Here is a 20,530-nt window from a genome sequence, read left to right on the forward strand (position 1 = left end):
TTCCATACCCTCAGCGTCAATCTCTCGGTGACATGACTTTCCGCTGTAGAAGTGGGCCGTAGCTCTCACCGAGAGTGTCGGATCGCCGCCTGAGCTCTTTCAGGAAGACCCACTCGAAACTCTCGTCCACCAGTTCGGAGCCGATCGCGAGCACCCGTTCGAAGGCCCTCATACAGTCCTCGACCAGCGACACATTCCCGCTCCACACGCTCGGATCGAAGACGGCCACCTTGAGTTCGAAAAGATACTGGTACGGATTCTCTTGGGGCGCCACGGCACCCGCCTCGACTCGTTCGTCATCCTCCAACGCGGAAATCGCCGACCGGGCTGCCGGAACCTCCTGCCAGATGACGTCCCTGACTCCCAGCGAGTAGTCGTGGCTCAGGTCCCTGCGTACCCCTCTCACCAGCTCAACCGGCGACCTGGGCGGTTCGACGTCACCTCGGCGAAGAAGCGCGGCACGAAGGAAAGCCATGAAGCCCACCCGTTACACGCCTCCCTGGCTCGACGTGGCTGCCCACCCGACACAGACCCAACGCGGACGCCGGACGATTCCAGATTCGAAAAGACGACAAGGCTCACCAACCATTGCTCGTTTCTTCCTTTAGCATCCAGGCCTGACGGTGCAGCACGACATGCTGAGACGATCCCGCCTCCATCGTCCAGCAACCACGTTCACGGCCGACCGGCCCGGGCGACCACGCGGAGATCAGGCGTCCGGAGCGCCGGGGCGGTCGAACTCGCCCTTCTTCACTCCGTCCAGGAAGCAGTCCCATTCGAAGGCTGTATACCGAATGACTTCGGCGTCCGGCTCGCGGCTGTGCCGTACGGCGACGCCCCCGTCGGGCAGGTGTGCGACCTCAACGCATCCGTTGGCAGAAGTGCTGGCCTGAGCCTTGAACCACTGAAGGTCGTTGGTTTCAGGAGCACTCACGGTCACATCTCCTCGGCGGCTGTCCGGATGAGGTCAAGAGATTCGTGTGGGTCGAGGGCTATGGCCTGCAAACGGCCGAACATCGCTCTGAACCGTGCGATCTGATCCGGTCGCTGCATGTACAAGTTTCCACCCATAGAGTCCACATATGCCACAGATTTGTCCGCTGGGTCCCGCGGTTCGATCAACGTGAACATGCCGTGCTGGGCAACGTAAGCCCCCTTGCCGAGCGGAATGACCTGCACGGTCACATTGGGCAGCGCCTGACACGTCTCCAGTACATGCACCAGTTGCGATCGCATCGTGACCGGTCCACCGACGGGTCGGCGCAGGGCCGCCTCGTCCATGACAGTGATCAGTTCGAGTCCGTGGCTTTCCGTCAGCACCTTCTGCCGCTGCATCCGGAGTTGCACGAGCCGTTCGATCGTCTCGGGCGGATCGGTGGGACGGCCGGCCTGGATGAGAGCGCGGGCGTAGCCCTCTGTCTGCAGAAGTCCTTCGATGAGGGTCAGGGTGAAGGTCAGCAGGCGTCCGGCTCCCGCTTCCATGCCCACATAGGTCGACAAACCCGACGGCAGGATGGCTTCGTAGTCCGTCCACCATGCGGCGGGCGCAGCGGCCTTGGCCTCGCGAGCCATACTCAGGATCAGTTCACGCTGGTTCTCACTCTCGACCTTGTACAGATTCAGCAGGCAACGAATGTCGTGAAGCCGGATGGCACCCTTGCCGTTCTCCAGTCTGCTCAGCTTCGAGACCGACATATCCTGATCATCCTTGGCAAGTGCCCTACAAGCGGCATCCAGGCTCAATCCGGCACGGTCTCGCAACTCCCGCAATTCCCCGCCAAGTCTCATTCGCAAGATGGTGGGATTCTCCCTCACAGCTACTCCTTTCACCGTTGCCCCATCCTGCAGAAGAGAAGCAACGCCGGACATCGGATCCCACGTCAAGGCCTGGAGCGCCAGCTCGAAAAGTTGGCCTGCAACCCCCTTTTGGCATTGCAGAATGACATCCCAAGTCAGTCACAGATTGTCACCGTGCCGTCGCAGATTGCGGTTCGGGGATACGGCTTGGACCGTCAGGGCAGAGGGGAAGGATTGGTGGATGCGTTGGGGAACCAGCGGTACGCCGGCAAGGATCAGCCGCCCAACAGGAAGGGGCTGATCGTCGCAGCACGGGAGACGGTCCGCCTCGTCGTCCCGACTCAGCCACAAGCAGTCGCCCAGACGCGGGACGCCTTACGAGCTCTGGTGATCCACTGGAAGGCCGATCACCTCGCGGACGACCTGCTCCTCTGCCTCAGCGAAGCACTGACCAACGCCATCACCCATGCCGTCCACGGCACGACAGTGACCGTTGACGTAGCACGAAACGAGACCGGCATCCGCGTCGAAGTGGCCGACAGGGATCGGCGGGCGCCGGTGTTCGCCGTGCCTGCCGAGGCGGTTCTGGCTGACCACCAACTGGCCGACCGCCTTCTCGAGGAGCACGGGCGCGGGCTGTTCCTCATGGATGCGGTGAGCAGCCGCTGGGGAATCTCGCCCGACCCGCACGGCAAAGTCGTCTGGTTCGAGAAGGACTTCGCAGACTGACGATCTCTTTCAGGCTCTACGAGCGGTCTGCGGCTTCCGTGCGGAGGCCGTCGAGGAAGTAGGTCAGGCAGCGTGTCCAGGCCTGGGGGGCCGTCTCCAGCGAGGCGTGGATCACCTGTGACATCGCGCAGACCAGGATGACCAAATCCTGGGACGTGAAGTCGGGGCGCAGGCGGCCGCCCTCCCTGGCCCGCTGGATGATCGTCTCGATCTCGGCGCCACCGCGGCCGCAGGCCTCGTTCAGGTCGGCGGTCAGGGGGAAGCGGCGGGTCAGCGCGTCGTTGAGGCCGTGGTCCTCGGCCTGCAGCCTGAACAGTCCCTTGACGAAGCCCGCGAACCCGTTCCACGGGTCGGGGTCGGCCAGGGCCGTGGCGACGATCTCGTCCATGGCCGCCAGGCGCTGAGGGAAGATCGCCTCGAACAGCGCCTCCCGGGTCGGGAAGTGGTTGTAGAGGGTTCCGATGCTGACCCCGGCCCGGCGGGCGATCTCCTCCAGCGGAGCGTCGAGGCCTCGCTCGGCGTACACCTGCGTGGCGGTGGCCAGTAGTTTGTCTCGATTGCGCGCGGCGTCGGCCCGCAGCGGCTTGGTCCCGGCTGCCATGCCTCCCATCCTACGAAGTCGAGGGAACCCTCAAGTTCGTGCTACCGTCTGGGCCATGAAACTTGAGGACACCCTCAAGTTACTTGCTACCAAGGAGGCGTCATGTCCACATCGGCGAAGACCGCCGTCGTCATCGGGGCCGGCCCCGGGCTCGGTATGTCCATCGCGCACCGCTTCGGACGCGAGGGGTACCGGGCGGCGCTGGTGTCGCGCACGGACACCCGGCACGGCGGATACCTCTCCTCCCTCAGAGAGGCGGGAGTCGAGGCCGGCTCGTTCGTCGCCGACGTACGCGACCGTGACCGGCTCCTGGCCGTCCTGGACGCCGTCTCCCAGCGGTACGGCACGATCGACCTCGTCTACTACGGCCCGGGGGCGACCGACCCGGACGCCCACCCGAAGCCGATCATCGAGGCCGACTCCGCGAGTGTCCAGCAGGCGATGAGCTGGGTGTATCCGGCGATCGACGTGGTCGGCGCGGTGCTGCCCGGCATGATCGAGCGCGGCGAGGGAGGCCTGCTGTTCGCCGGCGGCCTGAGCTCCGTCGTCCCGATGCCCGCCCTGGGCAACCTCGCGATCTCCTCGGCGGCGCTGCGCAACTACGCCCTCACCCTGAACGCCGCCCTGGCCGACAAGGGGATCTACGCCGGCACCCTGACCATCGGCGGGCTCATCGAGCGCGGTGACATCCACGCCTTGGTGACGGCGCAGCAGGATCGCTTCGGCGACGTGGGTGGCAGGTCCCTCGACCCGGACGACCTCGCCGACGCCGCCTGGGACCTGTACGTCAAGCGCGACCGGCCCGAGGCGGTGTTCGACCTCTTCAGCTGATCTATGTCGTCCTTCTGACGACCAGTTCGGCGGGGAGGACGACGGACGACGCCGGGCGGCCTTCGAGCTGGTCGAGGAGGACGCGGACCGCCGTACGGGCCTGGACGGCGGCGGGGCTGCGCACGGTGGTGAGCGGCGGGACGGCGTAGGCGGCGGCCTCGATGTCGCCGAAGCCCACCACGGCGACGTCCGCCGGCACCCTGCGCCCGGCCTCGTGCAGCACGCCGAGGGCGCCGATCGCCATCAGGTCGTCGGCCGCGAAGACCGCGTCCAGGTCCGGGTCGTCCTCCAGCAGCTGCCGCATCGCCTCGGCGCCGGACGCCAGGGTGAACTCGCCCATCGCGATGATCGACCGCCGGTCCCCGTCACGCAGCACGCCGCGGTACCCCTCCAGGCGCTCCTGCGCGGCCACGCTGTCGACCGGCCCGCAGATCATGGCGATCCGGCGCCGTCCCCGTTCGAGCAAGTGCGTGACCGCCGCCCGCGCTCCCCCGTTGTCGTCGCCGCGGACGTACGGCACGGCCATGGGGACCGACGGCTCGCCGAGGCAGACGACGGGGATGTCGGTGCGGGCCAGCGCGGCGGGCAGCGGGTCGGTACTCCGGCCCGGCACCAGCAGGACGCCGTCCACGTGCCCGCCGGCGACGTGCTGCTCCACCCGCGCCCTGCTGCGCGCCGAGTCCGCGAGGACGAGGGTGACCTGCTTGCCCGCCTCCTCCAGCGCCCGCCCCGCCGAGGCGACGATCGCCGAGAACCGGGGGTCGTCCCCCTTCGCGGCCATGGAGTCGAGCACGACCAGGGCGACGGTGTCCGTGCGCCGGGTGACGAGGCTGCGGGCGGCCGTGTTGGGGACGTACCCCAGCTCGTCCACGGCCTGCATGACCGTCTGGCGGAACTCCGGGCTGACGGCGGCCTGGCCGTTGATGACCCGGGAGACGGTGGAGCGGGACACGCCGGCCCGGGCGGCGACCTCGTCGAGGGTGGGACGGCGCGCGCGGTCCCGGTGCAGACCGTTGCGCCGGATCACGTCGCGGTACCACAGGGCGCTGTCCTTGAGCAGCCGCCGCTGGGTGGTGAAGTCGACGTGGACGATGCCGAACCGCCTGGTGTAACCCTCGGCCCACTCGAAGTTGTCCAGCAGCGACCAGACGAGGTAGCCCCGCAGGTCGGCGCCGGCCTCGATCGCGGCGTACGCGGCCCGCAGGTGGCCCTCCAGGAAGGCGGTGCGGTCGGCGTCGTGCACCCGCTCGCCGGTGACCACGTCGTCGAACGCGGCGCCGTTCTCGGTGACCAGCAGGCCCACCTCGGGGTGGTCGCGGGTGAGCCGCCCCATCAGCTGCGTGAGCCCGGTCGGCACGATGGGCCAGCCGCTGGCGGTCGTCGGGGCGTGGGCGCCGGCGAACTCGATGTCCTCGCTGCCGGGGTACGCCGGGTTGGCGGGCCGGCCGGGGCCGGAGCGCACCACGCAGGGCGAGTAGTAGTTGATGCCGAGCAGGTCGATCGGCTGGTTGATCGCCGCCAGGTCGCCGTCGCGAATGTGGTCGAGCCCGGCCACGCGGTCGACGATGCGCAGCAGCGGGGCGGGGTAGCGTCCCCGCAGCGCCGGGTCGAGGAACTGCCGGTTGATCAGGCAGTCGACCCGCTCGACGGCCTCGGCGTCCTCGGGGGACAGCACGAGGTCGGGGTCGTTCATCTGGCCGGGCGTCACCACGGGGGCGAGGTTGAGGGTCAGGGCGATCTCGGACGCCCCGGCCTCGCGCAGCACCCGGGTGGCGAGACCGTGGGCCAGGAGCATGTGGTGGGCGGCGCGGAAGGCGTCGGCCGGCGAGTTGCGGGCCGGCGCGTGCAGGTCCATGCCGTACCCGAGGAAGGCCACCACCCACGGCTCGTTGACGGTCATCCACGTCTTCACGCGGTCGCCGAGCCGGTCGTGCACGATCTGCGCGTACTCGGCGAACCTCTGCGCGGTGTCGCGGTTCGTCCAGCCGCCGAGGTCCTCCAGGGCCTGGGGGAGATCCCAGTGGTAGAGCGTGACGTACGGCGAGACGTCCGCGGCCAGCAGCTCGTCCACCAGCCGCTCGTAGAAGTCGAGCCCCGCCGTGTTGACGGGGCCGGCCCCCTGGGGTCGCACCCGCGGCCACGCGATCGAGAAGCGGTAGGCCCGCAGGCCCAGGTCCTTCATCAGGCGGACGTCGCCGGCGTACCGGTGGTAGTGGTCGCACGCCGTGTCCCCGGTGTACCCGTCGGCGATGGCCCCCTGGGTGCGGCTGAAGGTGTCCCAGATCGACGGGCCACGGCCGTCCTCGCCCGTGGCGCCCTCGATCTGGTACGCCGCGGTGGCGGCGCCCCAGACGAATCCCTCCGGGAAGGACACCGGCTGTCCTCCGGGCGCGATGATCGGCGCGGTCATGCTGGGCGGCTCCCGTCGTTCTCCGGCGGCCGATGCGAAGGACTCGGCGCCGCGACGATCCTAATCGCCGGGATCGGCGTGATTCGACGGGAACAGGAGTGGGCGCCCGAGGGGTTGGGGACGTCTGAGGGACCAACCGTTTCCGAAGGAGCCGCCAGCCCATGCATGCGATCGTCGTCACCACCCCCGGTGGATCCTCAGCGCTCGAGTACACCGAGGTGCCCGATCCCGTACCCGGGCCCGATGACGTGCTGGTCGACGTCCAGGCCATCGGCGTGAACTTCATCGACGTCTACCACCGTGAGGGCCGCTACCCGCTGCCCACGCCGTTCGTCCCCGGCTCGGAGGGCGCGGGCACCGTGGCCGCCGTGGGGGCGAACGTGACCGACGTCGCGGTCGGCGACCGGGTGGGCTGGCAGGGGGTGCTCGGCGGCTACGCACAGAAGGCCGTCGTCCCCGCGGCGAAGGTGATCCCGCTGCCGGACGAGGTGTCGCCCGAGCTGGCGGCGGCGGTCCTGCTGCAGGGCCTCACCGCGCACTACCTGAGCCACTCGACGTACGCCGTCAACACCGGCGACGACACGTTGGTCCACGCCGCCGCGGGCGGGGTCGGGCTGCTGCTGACGCAGATGGTCAAGCTCCGCGGCGGACGCGTCATCGGCACCGTCTCCACCGAGGAGAAGGAGAAGCTCGCCCGCGACGCCGGAGCCGACGACGTGATCCGCTACGAAGGCTTCGCCGGCGCGGTGCGCGAGCTGACCGACGGCCGGGGCGTGCACGTCGTCTACGACGGCGTCGGCAAGGCCACCTTCGACGACAGCCTCGCCTCGCTGCGGGTGCGCGGCATGATGGCCCTGTACGGCGCGGCGAGCGGGGCGGTGCCGCCGGTCGACCCGCAGCGGCTGAACCAGGGGGGCTCGCTGTTCCTCACCAGGCCCACGCTCGCCCACTACACCGTGACGCGCGAGGAGTTGCTCGCCCGCGCCGGCGAAGTGCTCGGCTGGGTGGGCTCGGGCGCGCTCAAGGTGCACATCTCGGGCCGCTACCCGCTGGCCGAGGCCAAGCGGGCCCACGACGACCTCGAAGGCCGCCGCACCACGGGCAAGCTCCTGCTGATCCCGTAGTGCCCGGGGCTCAGCCGCGGCCGGTGGCCAGGCCGAAGATCAGGACGCCGAGGTAGACGCCCCCGGCGATCCCGATCACGTGCAGTGCGATCGCCCAGGCGCGCAGTGCCGCCTCGTTCTTCATCGTGATTCCTTTCGACGGCTTCGCGGGTGTTCCGGGTCCGGCGGGGTCACCCGGAGCCGTTCAGCAGGCGGGCCTTGGCGGCGGCGTACTCGTCGTCGTCGAGGCGGCCCGACCTGTGCAGCGCGGACAGCCGCTCGAGCTGTCCGACCAGGTCGCCGGGGGCGTCCCGCGCCGGGACGGCGTCCTGCGGGTACTCCGCGACGGCGGGGGCGTCCCGCGGCGGGCCGCCGCGGGCGTTCTGGCCGGGCAGGACGACGGAGGTGGTCCACCGGACGGTGCCCCTGGCCCCTGTGACCGGCTCCTTCGGGGCGGGACCCCAGAAGATTGTCCGCAGCGCGCCCTTGCCGAGCAGGAAGAGCAGCGGTGTCGCGCCCATGAGGACGAACAGCACCCCGCAGCCGAAGAAGCTCCAGTCGATGCCGTGGGGGTCGGACAGACCGGCCTCCAGGAAGGCGGAGCCGAGGCTGAGGAACAGCGCGGGCCACGCCAGGATCACCAGCCGGGGTCCCACCGGAAGCAGGCTGAAGGTGTAGACGCCCATCGAGACCAGGCCGCCGAAGATCGAGAGCGGCAGGATCAGTCCGAAGCCGTCGGGGCACGGCGCGGCGACCACGTAGGGACCGCCGGAGCCGCAACTGCCGCCCATGCTCATGACGACACGCGAGGCGAGGTACAGCAGGGTGAGGGCGCACGACACCCCGCCGATGCCGAGGAGCGTGCCGGCCGACTTGCGGACGAACTGAAGGGGGGTGATCACGGTCCGTATGGTAAGTGACCTCCCCCGCCCGGCAACAGAACCTTCTCCGCAGGTAAATAGCCATTTTTCCCGACAGCTCCCCTGCGTCCGGGTAAGCCGCCGAGTCGGGAGACCCCGCTAGCGGACGGCGCAGGCGCCCGAGGCGCCGGGAAGACGGTGACGGTTGCGGGAGATGACCCGGTACACCCCTTCGGCCGCCCAGCTCACGGGCGGGGTGAGCATGACCCGGCCCAGCAGGTGCCAGGTCGGTCTCCGCTGCACGGCCAGCAGCACGGCCACGGCCCGGGCGCCCGACGCGCGCAGGCCGTACGGGCCGACCAGCTGGACCGACTCCTCGACCTCCTCGACCGTGAGACCGTAGGCGGCGAGGTCGAGATCCTGCCAGGCGACCACACGCGGCATCGTCGGGAGGTATCTGTAGCCGAGGTCGACGCACAGCTGACAGAAGCCGCAGTCGCCGTCGTAGACCAGCACGGGAAGATCTCGCATACCCCCCGTATACCTCATCGCGCTCCAGGCGCGAGCACGGGCATGCCCGCCGGGGCGCCCTTCTCGATGAGACCGAGCAGGGCCGCGGTGTCGACGTGCTCCTCGATCAGGTCCCCCAGCGCGTCCAGCCGGCGCTCCCGCAGCGCCGCGAACGACACTCCCGGCGCGGGGACGAAGTCGCGGCCCGCCATCGACGCCACCTCCGCCAGGAACGCGCGGCGGAAGTCGTCGTTCTCCAGAGCCCCGTGCCAGGTCGTCCCCCACACGGCCCCCACACGGCAGCCGTCCAGGAACGGCTCCGCGCCCTCGCCGTCGACCGACACCTGCCCGTGGTGGATCTCGTACGCCGCCACGCGGCAGCCGTACGCCTCCCCCACCGGCCGCGCGAGCGTCTTGACCGGCGCGAACTCGACGGTGGCGGGGAGCAGCCCGAGGCCCTCCACCAGGCCCGCGCCCGACTCCACGTCGTCGTGGATGGCGCGTGCGAGCATCTGGTAGCCGCCGCAGACGCCGAGGATCGGCCCGCGCCGGTCGAGCAGCGCCGCGGCGAGGCCGGTGCGGCGCAGCCAGTCGAGGTCGCTCACCGTCGCCCGCGAGCCGGGGAGGATCACCAGGTCCGCCTCTTGGAGTTCGGCGACGTCCGCGCCGGAGGCGACGAACCGCACCACGACGCCGGGCTCGGCCACCAGGGCGTCGACGTCGGTGAAGTTGGAGATCCTCGGGTACCGGACCACCGCCACCCGCAGGCTCTCCCGCACCGCGGGCCGGCCGCCATGGCCGGCGTTGTCGAGCGCGAGCGAGTCCTCAAGGTCGATCCCGAGCCCGTCGAGCCAGGGCAGCACGCCGTAGACCGGCCGTCCGGTGAGCTCGCCGATCATGTCCAGCCCCGGCGCGAGCAGCTCGGGCGCGCCGCGGAACTTGTTGATCAGGAACCCGCTGACGAGCGCCTGGTCGTCGCGGTCGAGCAGGGCCAGCGTCCCGTACAGCGAGGCGAAGACGCCGCCCCGGTCGATGTCGCCGACGACGACCACGGGGATGCCGGCCGCCCGCGCGAGGCCCATGTTGGCGATGTCGCCTTTGCGCAGGTTGATTTCGGCTGGGCTGCCGGCGCCTTCGCACACGACCACGTCGTAGGAGGCGCGCAGCCGCTCGTACGACTCCAGTGCCACCGCCCTGAGGCGGTCCTTGTAGGCGCCGTACGCCATCGCGTCCACCTCGGCGAGGGGTTCCCCCAGCACCACCACCTGGCTGCGCCGGTCACTGCCCGGCTTGAGCAGGACGGGGTTCATGTCGGCGGTGGGCTCGATGCCCGCGGCCTGCGCCTGCGCTACCTGGGCGCGGCCGATCTCGGCGCCGTCGGCCGTGACGTAGGAGTTGAGCGACATGTTCTGCGCCTTGAACGGCGCCACGCGCACGCCTTGGCGGGCCAGCCACCGGCAGATGCCGGCCGTGACGACGCTCTTGCCCGCGTCCGAGGTCGTCCCCGCCACCAGCAGTGTCCCTTTGCGCACGGACCAACCATGCCAGACCGGGCGATCTCCGGCCGCCTGTGGGATCAGGTTCCGCTACCCGCGGCGGCGTGACCGGTGCAACAGCCACGCCGAGGCGGCGGCCAGGGCGGCGGCGGAGAGGTTCACGGCGCGGGCCAGCCGTACAGATCGGGAAATGTCGCCCACGGCGGGCCGGGGGCCGTCTCCCAGTTCGGGGCGGTGCTCGACCCGGCCGCCGTAGTCGTTGCGGCCGCCCAGCCGTATCCCGAGCGCCCCCGCGAAGGCCGCCTCGCAGCGGCCGGAGTTGGGGCTCGGGTGCCGGTGGCCGTCCCGGCGGAGTACGGCCGCCGCCCGGCGAAGCGATCCGCCGGCCAGAGGGGCGAGCACGCACGCGAGCACCCCCGTCACGCGGGCCGGAACGTAGTTGGCCACGTCGTCCAGCCGGGCGGCGGCCCAGCCGAACCTCTCGTACCGCTCGGACCGGTGGCCGACCATGGCGTCCAGCGTGTTGGCCGCCCGGTACGCCAGCAGGCCCGGCACGCCGGCCACCGCGCCCCACACCAGCGGGGCGACGACCGCGTCGGAGGTGTTCTCGGCGATGGACTCCACCGTGGCCCGGGCGAGCTCCCCCTCCGGCAGCCCGGACGGATCACGTCCGCACAGATGCGGCAACCTGCCGCGTGCCGCGGCCAGGTCGCCCGACTCCAGGGCGCCCGCCATGAACGCGCCTTCGCGCGCCAGGCTCGTCCCGCCGAGCACGGCCCAGGTCGCCGCCGCGGTGACGGCCGTCCGCGCGACCACGTTCCGCCTGGTCAACCTCTCGGCCACCACCCCGAGCAGTGCTGCCGAACCCACGCACAGCCCGACGTGCGCGACGCCCCGCGCCCGCGAACGCCCGTACAGGCGCCGCTCCACCGCGGCGGCGGCACGACCGAAGACGGCCACCGGGTGCCCGGGCCCGGCGGGGTCGGCGAAGACGGCGTCCAGCACGACGCCCGCCACCAGCCCGGCCGCGGTGCCCCTCCGACCGGCCCGGCCCGCGCCCTTCCGGGTCACCTCGCGCCCGCCGGACATGATTTAGTGCAGATGGGCATCGAGCTCGTCCCAGTTGGCGTCGAGCCACGCGGCGGCCCTGCGGATGCGCTCGCCCGCGCCGTCCCGCCACATGCGCGCCCAGCCGCCGCCGTCCCGCGCCGCCCGGTTCCGCATCGCGACGTAGCTTCGGTCGAAGCGGAGCCTGCTCAGCTCGAGCAGCCGCCGCCGGTCACGAGCCGACACGCCGTAGGCGTCGCAGAACAGCCTCAGCCGGGCCCCGACGTCGAGGCGGCGCTGCAGGGGGTCGCGGTCGACCGGGTCCGCGATGGGCGCCCAGTGCCGCAGCGCGGTGACGATGTCGAACAGCCGGGTCGTCGGACGCGCCATGTCGAAGTCGATGAGCCCCCACGGCCTTTTACCGCGGAATATGACGTTCTCCGGGGTGATATCGCAGTGGCCGACCAGCTCGGGCTCGGCATCGTCGGCCGAGCCGCGCTCCCAGACGGCGCCCGGCGGAGGGACGAACGTCCGCACCGCGTCGTGGAAGCGGCGCACCAGCACGGCGAGGTCGGTCAGCGCCTCGTCGGCGACCGCGAAGACGGGCAGCGGCCGGGTCGCGGCCTGCCCGGGCAGGTAGGACAGGATCTCCCGCCCTCGGTCGTCGATGCCCAGGAAACGCGGCGCGCGGTCGAATCCGGCCGCTTCGAGGTGCCGGAGCAGGGCGTGCACAGCCGGGCTGGACGGCTTCGTCGGCCGCCGCACGGTGTCGTCCACCCGGACGACCCCCTCCGTCACATCACCCCCATCGAGGGATATTTCTGGAGAAACCGTGCCGACGAACATGCCGCCCTAGCTTAGCCCCGCCGCGGAGATCACATACGGTCCTCGACCATTTCACGACCACCCCTCGACCGGCGCCCCAACCGTCTGGAGCGGCGTCCGGGCGTCATGGCATGATGCGATCATGCGAATCGGGACTCTCGGCGCGGCCCGGATCACTCCCACGGCACTCGTCAGGCCCGCCCGATCCGTCGACGGGGTGCGGGTGACGGCCGTGGCGGCCCGGGACCGTTCGCGCGCGGAGGCCTTCGCCGCCAAGCACGGCATCCCCACCGTCCACCCCGACTACGAATCGCTCGTGGCCGATCCGGCGATCGACGCGGTCTACAACCCCCTGCCCAACGCGCTGCACGCCGAATGGACGCTGCGCGCGCTGGAGGCCGGCAAGCACGTCCTGTGCGAGAAGCCGTTCACCTCCAACGCCGAGCAGGCGAGGGCCGTCGCGGAGGCGGCCGAGAAGTCCGGCCTCGTCGTCATGGAGGCCTTCCACTACCGCTACCACCCGCTGATGGAACGCGCGCTGGAGATCGTCCGCACCGAGCTCGGCGAGGTCCGGCACGTCGAGACCTGGATGTGCTTCCCGCTGCCGCGCTTCTCCGACATCCGGTACTCCTTCGAGCTCGGCGGCGGCGCGCTCATGGACGCCGGGTGCTACGCGGTCCACTGCCTGCGCACCCTCGGCCCCGGCGAGCCGGACGTCGTCGCCGCCGCGGCCCTCCTCCACTCCCCCGCCGTCGACCGGGCGATGGCCGCCGACCTGCGGTTCCCGAACGGCGCGACGGGGCGTGTCCACGCCTCCATGTGGTCGGGCGACCTGCTCAAGGTCGCCGCCCGCGTGGAAGGCGAGCGGGGAAGCCTCCACATCACCAACTTCGCCGCTCCGCAACTCTTCCACCGGGTCACGGTGACCGTCGACGGCGTACGACGCCGCGAGCGCGTCCCGGGCGAGGCCACCTACACCTACCAGTTGCGCGCGTTCAGGGCCGCCGTCCAGGACGGCACGACGCCGCTGACCCCGCCCTCGGACTCGATCGCCAACATGACGATCATCGACGACATCTACCGCAGAGCGGGCCTTCCCCTGCGCGGCGCCCTCTGAGCGCGCGTCACCCGGCCGGACGCGGCCGAGCGGCTCGCGGCGGCCGGCGTCCGCGCATCCGTCCGCAACGTAGGAGAACCAGGGGGCGGCGATGTCGAATCGCCGGGCGGCTCCACAGCGACCCCGCGGGCTGGTCGCACCCCTCCGTCAGATTGGCGCTCACGCGGCAGGCCGGGGGACGTCGGCGGTTTATCCGGATGACCTCACCGACGAAGAGCAGGACAATCAATCGGTATGCGCCACTGGCCACTGTTAAACCTGCGACTGACCACGCCCCGGCTCGAACTGCGCCTCCCCTCCCTCGACGATCTCGACGAGCTGGCCGACCGGGCCCTGGAGGGCGTCCACGACCCGGGCTGGATGCCGTTCGCCGTCCCATGGACCGACGCTCCCGCGGAGGAACTGCCCGGCAACGTCGTCCGGTTCCATCTCGGCGTCATGTCCGGATGGACACCGGACAGCTGGTGCTGCAATTTCGTCGTCGTCCACGAGGGCCGCGTGATCGGCGTCCAGGACCTGCGCGCCTCCGACTTCCCGATCACCCGTGAGGTGGGGACGGGTTCGTGGCTGGGCCGCGCCTACCAGGGCAAGGGCCTTGGCACCGAGATGCGTGCCGCCGTCCTCCATCTCGCCTTCAGGGGGCTCGGCGCGCGAACGGCAGTCTCCAGCGCTTTTGTGCACAATCCAGCCTCGCTGACCGTTTCTCGCAAACTCGGCTACCAGCCCGACGGCCTGTCCGTACATCAGGTACGCGGCCGCCGGGCCGTCGACCAGCGCCTGCGCCTCGACGCGGACGCGTTCACCGATCCGGTCCCGGTGGAGATCCACGGCCTGGAACCGTGCCTGCGGCATTTCGGGCTCTGACCACCGTCCCGGGTCGGGTCAGGCGGCCGGGTCGTCCCCGATGACCAGGGCGGTGTGGGTGTCCACGTCCACGGCCGAGCGGGCGACGATCTCGCCGCCGCTGACCAGGGCGATGTGCAACCGCCCGCTCGTCCAGCCGTCCGGCAGCTCGGCGCGCACCTCGGCGGGGCCGCTGAGCAGGAACGGCTTGCCCTCGATCCACGGGCCCTCGGCGCCGGGGGCGGCGGGAGCGGAGCCGAAGACCGGGGTCCAGGCGGTGTGCAGCCGGCCGCCGACCGGCTCGGCGCCGTGGTGCGAGACGCGGACGGGCACGGTGACCTCGCGGGCCTCGCTCAGCAGGTCACGGCCGGGCGCGACGGGGACGACGTCCAGCACGAGCGTCGTCTCGGCGTTCACGGCCGCCGGGTCCACGCCGGCCAGGTCCTTGGCCCGGCGCTCGAAGTCCAGCAGGCCCGCGGACTCGTGCTCGATGTCGTACAGCTCCGTGTAGACGTAGCCGGCCAGGCGGTCGTGCCGCCGCAGTTCCTGGGTTTGCCAGCGCAGGTGCCAGGCCCGCTCGACGCAGGTGAAGCCGCCGCCGTACTCGCTGTTGAGGTTGGGCAGCCCGCGCAGCGGCTGGGACGGGACGCCGGCCAGCTTCTTGCGCACCACGTGATCCGGGCCGAGCCGCACCGGGAAGTCGTCCTGCTCGCCGTCCAGCAGCGCGGCCACCGTCCTGCCCCAGGAGGCGGCGGACTCGTCGTAGTAGTGCCAGTCGAGCAGGTCGGTCCTGACGTGGGTCCAGCCGGAGTTGTCCACGGCGGGCCTGGTCGGGTCGAGGGCCTTGAGCAGGTCGTAGGCCCGTGCCGCCGCCCGCTGCTTGGCCGGGTCGCCCGGGATGTCCCAGTCCAGGCCCCATTCCTCGTTGTACAGGCCCCAGATGACGATCGCGGGAGAGTCGCCGTCGCGCTCCACCATCGGCGCGATCTGCTCCTCGAACGCCGCCACCGACTCCGCCGAGAAGCGGCCGGCCGAGGCGGGTTCGGCCCAGACGAGCATGCCGAGCACGTCGGCATGGTGGACGAAGCGGGGGTCCTCCAGCTTGAGGTGCTTGCGTACCAGGTTGTAGCCCGCCGCCGCGGCCAGCTCGATGTCGCGGCGGAGCGCGGCGTCGTCGGGGGCGGTGATGCCGGTACGCGGCCAGTAGCCCTGGTCGAGCACGCCGCGCACGAACAGGCGGCGGCCGTTGAGGTACAGGTCCTCGCCGATCACCTCGACGCGGCGCAGCCCCGTGTAGGCGGCGACCTCGTCGGTGCCGTCGGCCGAGGTCAGGCGCGCGTCCACGTGGTAGAGGTGCGGATCGTCCGGAGACCACAACCGCGGCGCGGAAACGGGGATCACGGCTCGTGCCACGCCCTCCGCGACCGGGAGCTCCACCATCGTGTCCGTCCCGCGCAGGGTCAGCCGGAGCACCGACTCCGACGGTCCCGCCACCCGGGCCTCCACCTCGATGGCGTCCAGCCCCTGCGAGGGGCGCAGCTTCAGCCCGGCCACGTACGTGGCGGGCCGTGCCTCGAGCCAGACGCTCTGCCAGATCCCGGACGACGGGGTGAAGCAGACGCCGTCGTAGTCGTCGCGCGGAATGCTGCGCTGCTTGCCGTGCGCCAGCTCCCGCTTGTCCAGCGGCGCGCGGACCCGCACCACGACCTCCTGCGGGCCGTCGCCGCGCAGGGCATCGGTGATGTCGGCCTCGAACGGCGTGTAGCCGCCCCGGTGCGCGACCACCTCGACGTCGTTGACCCAGACGGTGGCCTCGTGGTGCACGGCCCCGAAGTGCAGCACGATCCGCTGTCCGGCCCAGCCGGCCGGGATCGTGACCCGGCGGCGGTACCAGGCCACGGGCAGCCAGTGGGCCTCGATGCCCGACGCGGGGGTCTCCCAGGCGAAGGGCACGGTGATGGTGCGGTTCCAGTCCGGCTCGGTGTCGGCCCGGAAGTCCCACTCGCCGTTCAGGCTCGACCAGGAGTGCGACCGGTCGAAGTGGGGCCGGGGATATTCCGCACGCGGCGTCATGGTGCTCCGTTTCATGGGATGGTGCGGGTCAGCCCTTGATGCTGCCCGCGAGGATGCCGTTGATGAAGTGGCGCTGCAGCAGTACGAAGATCACCAGCAGCGGCAGGAGGGCGATACTGCCCGCGGCGAGCAGTTCCCCCCACACGGTGGCGAAGTCGGCGCCGATCCGGTTACCGGTGACGTTCTGCGCGAGGGTGGACAGGACCACCTGCAAGGTCTGGTGCGAGGTGTCGTTGACGGCGACGACCGGCCAGACGAAGTCGTTGTAGACGTTCATGGTGGTCAGCACGGCCAGCGCGGCGAGCCCGGGGCGGATCACGGGGAGCACGACCTTGGCGAAGATGCCGAACTCCCCCGCCCCGTCCACCCGGCCCGCGTCGATGAGCTCGTTCGGGATGGCGGCGATGGTCTGCCGCATCCAGAAGATGCTGAACGCGTCGATGCTGCCCGGCAGGATGAGCGCCTGGTAGGTGTTCACCCAGCCGAGCGCGCTCATCTCCAGCAGCAGCGGAATGATCAGCACCAGCGTCGGCAGCATCAGCGTGAGCAGCACCACGCCGAACAGCGCGTTCTTGCCGGGGAAGTCGTACTTGGCGAACGCGTATCCGGCCAGCGGGCAGAAGAACATCGTCATGGCGCCCCTGACCACCAGCACCAGCGCCGTGTTCGCGAACCCGGTGCCGATCGGCACGTCGGCGAACATGGCCCGGTAGTTGTCGAGCGTCGGTGCGCCGATCGACAGGGGTTCGGCGATGATGTCGGCCGCCGGCTTGAGCGAGGAGCTGACCGCCCACCAGATCGGGTACAGGAACGCGATCGCGAGCAGCGCCAGCACCGCGTACTGCAGGGGTCCGGGCCGGGTCTGGTTCATGACACCTCGTCTTTCGGCCGCAGCAGCCTGACCGACACCAGCGACAGGCCGAAGACCAGCAGGACCAGCAGGAACGAGTTCGCGGCGCCGGTGCCCAGGTCGGAGGCGGTGATGTGGTCGTACAGATAGAGGCCGGCGGTGGTGGTGGAGCCGTACGGGCCGCCCTGGGTGACCACGAACGGCTCGGCGAACATCTGGAAGACGGCCAGGGTCTGCACGACCACCAGGAACGCCATGCTCCGCCGCACCAGGGGGACGGTGATCGACCAGAACTGGCGCCACCGGGAGGCGCCGTCGAGCGCGGCGGCCTCGTACACGCCTCCCGGGACGGCCTGGAGGCCGGCGAGCAGAATGATGATCGCGAACCCGGTGGTCTTCCACAGGAACAGCAGGGCCAACGTCGGCTTGGACCAGGTCGTGGACGTCAGCCATCCCACATCGGGCAGGCCCACCAGGTTGAGCAGGTGGTTGACCAGACCGTAGTCCTGGTCGAACACCACGATCCAGACCTGGGCCATGGCGACCAGCGGGGTCACGAACGGCGCGATGAACGCCACCCGGAACAGCCCCCGCAGCCGCAGTTTGGCGTTGGCCAGCAACACCGCGCCGCCCAGCCCTGCCACGATCTGGATCGGCACGATCAGCAGCCACATGACGGCGCTGTTGCCGAGCGAGGCCCAGAAGTCGGGGCTGGTCAGCAGGTAGAGGTAGTTGCCGAAGCCGACCCAGTGGGCCGTACCCCCGCCCCGCCAGCGCATGAAGCTGAGCTGGAGCGCGTAGATCAGCGGGTAGATCCCGAACGCGGCGAAGACCAGGAAGAACGGGGCGATGAACAGGTACGGCGACAGCCGCGTGGATCTCACGCGCGGCCGGTCGGCGCGCGCGGACCCGGTGAGCGGCCGTTCGGTCCGGGTGAGGCTCATGAGCGGTCGATCAGGTTGCGCTGGATCTTCTCGGACGACTCCGTGATCACCTGGTCGGGGGACATCCTGCCCTCGATCAGGCGCTGCAGGTTGTCGCCGAGGTAGTCCACCGACTGGGCCCACCACCAGGGAATGGGCGCGGCGGCCGGGATGGTGCGGGCGGCCTCGACGGCGACCTTCCACAGGTCCTGGCCGCCGAGCGCCTCGATGGGCCGGAAGAGCGGCTTGGCCGGGTCGAGCGCGGGGGTGAAGCCGGGAACCGAGGTGGACAGGCCGCCGGGGTAGACGGCGTTGGGCCCGTACACGGCGGTGTAGCCGGGCTCCTTGAAGCACAGGAACTCGTACAGGAGCCAGGCCAGCTCGGGGTTCTTCGCCTTGGCGGGGATGACGAAGCTGCTGCCGCCCATGGCGCCGCTGCGCGCGCCGCCCGGCGTCCAGGCCGGCAGCGGTGCGGCCCGCCACCTGCCCTTGGTGGCCTTGAGCAACTGCTGCGGCGCGAACGACCACCAGATGGCCCACGGCACGAACACCTGCTGGCCGCCGTCCAGCGTGCCGACGTCGGCGGGCTCCAGGTAGGGGGCGTGGGTGACCAGCCCGTCCTTGACCGCGCTCTGGATCCAGCCGAAGATCCGCCGGTACTCCGCGGAGTCCAGCCGCAGCTTGCCCTGGGCGTCGGCGAGGCTGGTGCCCTGCTGGTTGGCCAGCATCTCCAGCCAGAGCTGGCTGAGGAACGGGGTCTTCTCCAGGTGGATGGGCCTGGTCTTCGGGTCCTTCTCCTTGACGGTCCGGGCGGCGGCCAGCAGGTCGTCGTACGTGGCCAGGCCCGCCGGATCCACTCCGGCGTTCTCCAGCACGTCCTCGCGGTACCAGAGCAGTCCGGGGTCGAGGTCCCAGGGAACGCCGTAGATCTTGCCGTCCACGGTGTTCACCGAGAGCTTGTACGGCGAGGTCTTGTCCCGGTACGGCGCGATGAGGTCGGTCAGGTCGTACAGGTGCTCGGCCTGCCCGCCGATCTTGGCGTCGTCCCAGAAGCTGCCGTCGGGCACGTTGGTGCCGCTGATCAGGGTGTTGGCCAGCTTCGCGTCGATGTCCACGGCCTGGTGGTTCACCTTGACGTTCGGGTACGCCTGGCGGAACTTGGCGATGGCCGCGTCGAACACCTTGAACAGGTCGCCCGACCGGTTCCAGATGGTGATCTCGCCCTTGACCGAGGACGCCGACGCGGTGGGCGCGGCCAGCTTGCTCGGCTGCGCGCCCGGGCCGCCAGGCGCGCAGGCGGCGAGCGAACCGGCCGCGGCGATGCCCAGGGCTCCCTTGAGAAAACCGCGCCGGTCTATTGGGGATGTGGACATCTCTGACTCCTGGGCCGGTGCTCACTCTAGCTCTGCAACGATGCAGACATAATGCATACTTGTCTGCAACGATGCAAGAGCGGGTTTGGGATCTTCCCAGGCGCCGCCTTCGGAGGTATAGGAGACGCATGGCCGGCCCCACGCTACGCGACGTCGCCAAACGGGCGAACGTTTCGATTCGCACCGTCTCCAACGTGGTGAACGGCTACGCGCCGGTGTCGGACGAGTTGCGTGCCCGGGTGCAGGCCGTGCTGGACGAGCTCGACTACCGTCCCAACCTCATCGCCCGCAACCTCAAGCAGGGGCGTACCGGGATGATCGCCCTGGTGGTGCCCGAGCTGGACGTGCCGTACTTCGCCGAGCTGGCCCGCGAGGTGATCACAGCCGCCCGCGCCCACGGCTACGTGGTGATGGTCGACCAGACCGACGGCGACGGCGACCGGGAACGCGAGCTGCTGGGGAGGGAGTCACGGGCCACCATGTTCGACGGGCTGCTGCTCAGCCCGTTGACGATCTCCGCCGAGGAGCTGCGCGCACGCGGCAACCGGATCCCGATCGTGCTGCTCGGCGAGCACATCTTCAACGGCAGCTTCCACCACGTCGCCATCGACAACGTCGCCGCCGCCCGCGAGGCCACCACCCACCTGCTGGACCTGGGCCGCCGCCGCGTGGCCGCCATCGGCGACCAGCCGTACACGACCGGCGAGACCGCCCAGCTCCGCACCGCCGGCTACCGCCAGGCACACGCCCGCGCCGGCCTGGAGGTGAACGAGGATCTCGTCGTCTCCACCTCGCGCTTCCACCGCCGCCTGGGCGCCGAGGCCATGGAGCACCTGCTCACCCTGCCGGAACCGCCCGACGCCGTGTTCTGCTACAACGACCTGCTCGCCCTGGGCGCGATCAGGGTACTGACCAGAGCCGGCCGCCGCATCCCCGACGACGTGGCCGTGGTCGGCATGGACGACATCGAAGAGGGCCAGTACAGCACCCCCAGCCTGACCACGATCGCCCCGGACAAGAGGGAGATCGCGCGCCAGGCCGTGAACACCCTGATGGACGCGATCAACGGCACTCCCGGCACGCATTCGGAGATCACCGTCCCGCACCGGTTGATCATCAGGGAGAGCACCGCGGGCTGAGCC

General features: G+C 70.5%; 20 protein-coding genes. 6 read left to right on the forward strand and 14 right to left on the reverse strand.

Annotated elements, in window-relative coordinates; translation table 11 throughout:
* Positions 1-16 precede the first annotated feature (16 nt).
* The 3 genes from KIK05_RS35435 to KIK05_RS35445 all read right to left on the reverse strand — a co-directional run bounded on the left by KIK05_RS35435 (position 17) and on the right by KIK05_RS35445 (position 1,815).
* On the reverse strand, positions 17-484 hold the full coding sequence (locus KIK05_RS35435; RefSeq protein WP_214415211.1) for a hypothetical protein: 468 nt from the start codon (positions 482-484) through the stop codon (positions 17-19).
* 225 nt (positions 485-709) lie between these two features.
* Positions 710-934: a DUF397 domain-containing protein gene (locus KIK05_RS47480; protein WP_214415212.1), complete on the reverse strand. Its 225-nt coding sequence runs from the start codon at positions 932-934 to the stop codon at positions 710-712.
* Between the two features lie 2 nt (positions 935-936).
* Positions 937-1,815, reverse strand: a complete 879-nt coding sequence (locus KIK05_RS35445; RefSeq protein ID WP_214415213.1) for a helix-turn-helix domain-containing protein — start codon at positions 1,813-1,815, stop codon at positions 937-939.
* 117 nt (positions 1,816-1,932) lie between these two features.
* On the opposite strand from KIK05_RS35445, the gene KIK05_RS35450 reads away from it, so the two are divergent.
* On the forward strand, positions 1,933-2,526 hold the full coding sequence (locus KIK05_RS35450) for an ATP-binding protein (protein WP_214415214.1): 594 nt from the start codon (positions 1,933-1,935) through the stop codon (positions 2,524-2,526).
* 16 nt (positions 2,527-2,542) lie between these two features.
* Here KIK05_RS35450 and KIK05_RS35455 read toward each other — a convergent pair whose 3' ends face one another.
* Positions 2,543-3,127 (reverse strand): TetR/AcrR family transcriptional regulator, encoded by a 585-nt coding sequence (locus KIK05_RS35455; RefSeq protein WP_214415215.1) that lies wholly within the window; start codon positions 3,125-3,127, stop codon positions 2,543-2,545.
* 102 nt (positions 3,128-3,229) lie between these two features.
* Here KIK05_RS35455 and KIK05_RS35460 point away from each other — a divergent pair, with 102 nt between their 5' ends.
* Positions 3,230-3,958: an SDR family NAD(P)-dependent oxidoreductase gene (locus KIK05_RS35460; RefSeq protein WP_214415216.1), complete on the forward strand. Its 729-nt coding sequence runs from the start codon at positions 3,230-3,232 to the stop codon at positions 3,956-3,958.
* A 1-nt stretch (position 3,959) separates the two neighbouring features.
* Here KIK05_RS35460 and KIK05_RS49160 read toward each other — a convergent pair whose 3' ends face one another.
* Positions 3,960-6,368, reverse strand: coding sequence for a GH1 family beta-glucosidase (locus KIK05_RS49160; RefSeq protein WP_214415217.1), 2,409 nt, complete (start codon positions 6,366-6,368; stop codon positions 3,960-3,962).
* A 161-nt stretch (positions 6,369-6,529) separates the two neighbouring features.
* Here KIK05_RS49160 and KIK05_RS35470 point away from each other — a divergent pair, with 161 nt between their 5' ends.
* Complete coding sequence (locus KIK05_RS35470; protein ID WP_214415218.1) at positions 6,530-7,492, forward strand: quinone oxidoreductase family protein; 963 nt, start codon at positions 6,530-6,532, stop codon at positions 7,490-7,492.
* A gap of 170 nt (positions 7,493-7,662) precedes the next feature.
* Here the strand turns inward: KIK05_RS35470 and KIK05_RS35475 are convergent, their stop codons facing one another.
* The 5 genes from KIK05_RS35475 to KIK05_RS35495 form a co-directional block, all read right to left on the reverse strand.
* A complete protein-coding gene (locus KIK05_RS35475) occupies positions 7,663-8,373 on the reverse strand; it encodes an SHOCT domain-containing protein (RefSeq protein WP_214415219.1) in 711 nt (236 codons plus the stop codon).
* A 117-nt stretch (positions 8,374-8,490) separates the two neighbouring features.
* Positions 8,491-8,862 (reverse strand): thiol-disulfide oxidoreductase DCC family protein, encoded by a 372-nt coding sequence (locus KIK05_RS35480; protein ID WP_214415220.1) that lies wholly within the window; start codon positions 8,860-8,862, stop codon positions 8,491-8,493.
* Positions 8,863-8,876: 14 nt separating this feature from the next.
* Positions 8,877-10,373 carry a cobyric acid synthase gene (locus tag KIK05_RS35485; RefSeq protein WP_214415221.1) on the reverse strand — a complete coding sequence of 499 codons (1,497 nt, stop codon included), beginning with the start codon at positions 10,371-10,373 and terminating at the stop codon, positions 8,877-8,879.
* A gap of 54 nt (positions 10,374-10,427) precedes the next feature.
* Entirely contained in the window at positions 10,428-11,426 is a 999-nt protein-coding gene (locus tag KIK05_RS35490) for a cobalamin biosynthesis protein (protein WP_214415222.1), read from the reverse strand.
* A 3-nt stretch (positions 11,427-11,429) separates the two neighbouring features.
* Positions 11,430-12,182, reverse strand: coding sequence for a phosphotransferase (locus tag KIK05_RS35495; protein ID WP_308250238.1), 753 nt, complete (start codon positions 12,180-12,182; stop codon positions 11,430-11,432).
* Positions 12,183-12,351: 169 nt separating this feature from the next.
* Between KIK05_RS35495 and KIK05_RS35500 the strand changes: the two genes are divergently transcribed.
* Both KIK05_RS35500 and KIK05_RS35505 read left to right on the forward strand, forming a co-directional pair.
* The gene (locus tag KIK05_RS35500; protein WP_214415224.1) at positions 12,352-13,326 is read left to right on the forward strand and encodes a Gfo/Idh/MocA family protein; all 975 of its coding nucleotides are present in this window, start codon (positions 12,352-12,354) and stop codon (positions 13,324-13,326) included.
* A 234-nt stretch (positions 13,327-13,560) separates the two neighbouring features.
* The gene (locus KIK05_RS35505) at positions 13,561-14,190 is read left to right on the forward strand and encodes a GNAT family N-acetyltransferase (RefSeq protein ID WP_250563983.1); all 630 of its coding nucleotides are present in this window, start codon (positions 13,561-13,563) and stop codon (positions 14,188-14,190) included.
* An 18-nt stretch (positions 14,191-14,208) separates the two neighbouring features.
* On the opposite strand, the gene KIK05_RS35510 is transcribed toward KIK05_RS35505, so the two are convergent.
* The 4 genes from KIK05_RS35510 to KIK05_RS35525 are packed head-to-tail and all read right to left on the reverse strand — an operon-like array spanning position 14,209 to position 19,388.
* Entirely contained in the window at positions 14,209-16,242 is a 2,034-nt protein-coding gene (locus KIK05_RS35510; RefSeq protein ID WP_214415225.1) for a glycoside hydrolase family 2 protein, read from the reverse strand.
* A gap of 28 nt (positions 16,243-16,270) precedes the next feature.
* Positions 16,271-17,113, reverse strand: a complete 843-nt coding sequence (locus KIK05_RS35515) for a carbohydrate ABC transporter permease (RefSeq protein ID WP_214415226.1) — start codon at positions 17,111-17,113, stop codon at positions 16,271-16,273.
* Entirely contained in the window at positions 17,110-18,036 is a 927-nt protein-coding gene (locus tag KIK05_RS35520) for a carbohydrate ABC transporter permease (protein WP_214415227.1), read from the reverse strand. Before KIK05_RS35520 ends, KIK05_RS35515 begins: the two co-directional genes overlap by 4 nt.
* The gene (locus KIK05_RS35525; RefSeq protein ID WP_214415253.1) at positions 18,033-19,388 is read right to left on the reverse strand and encodes an ABC transporter substrate-binding protein; all 1,356 of its coding nucleotides are present in this window, start codon (positions 19,386-19,388) and stop codon (positions 18,033-18,035) included. The genes KIK05_RS35520 and KIK05_RS35525 overlap by 4 nt, the downstream gene beginning before the upstream one ends.
* A gap of 128 nt (positions 19,389-19,516) precedes the next feature.
* Here KIK05_RS35525 and KIK05_RS35530 point away from each other — a divergent pair, with 128 nt between their 5' ends.
* Positions 19,517-20,527: a LacI family DNA-binding transcriptional regulator gene (locus KIK05_RS35530; RefSeq protein WP_214415228.1), complete on the forward strand. Its 1,011-nt coding sequence runs from the start codon at positions 19,517-19,519 to the stop codon at positions 20,525-20,527.
* Positions 20,528-20,530: the final 3 nt, after the last annotated feature.

The organism is Sphaerisporangium fuscum (assembly GCF_018531465.1).
Classification (GTDB): domain Bacteria; phylum Actinomycetota; class Actinomycetes; order Streptosporangiales; family Streptosporangiaceae; genus Sphaerisporangium; species Sphaerisporangium fuscum.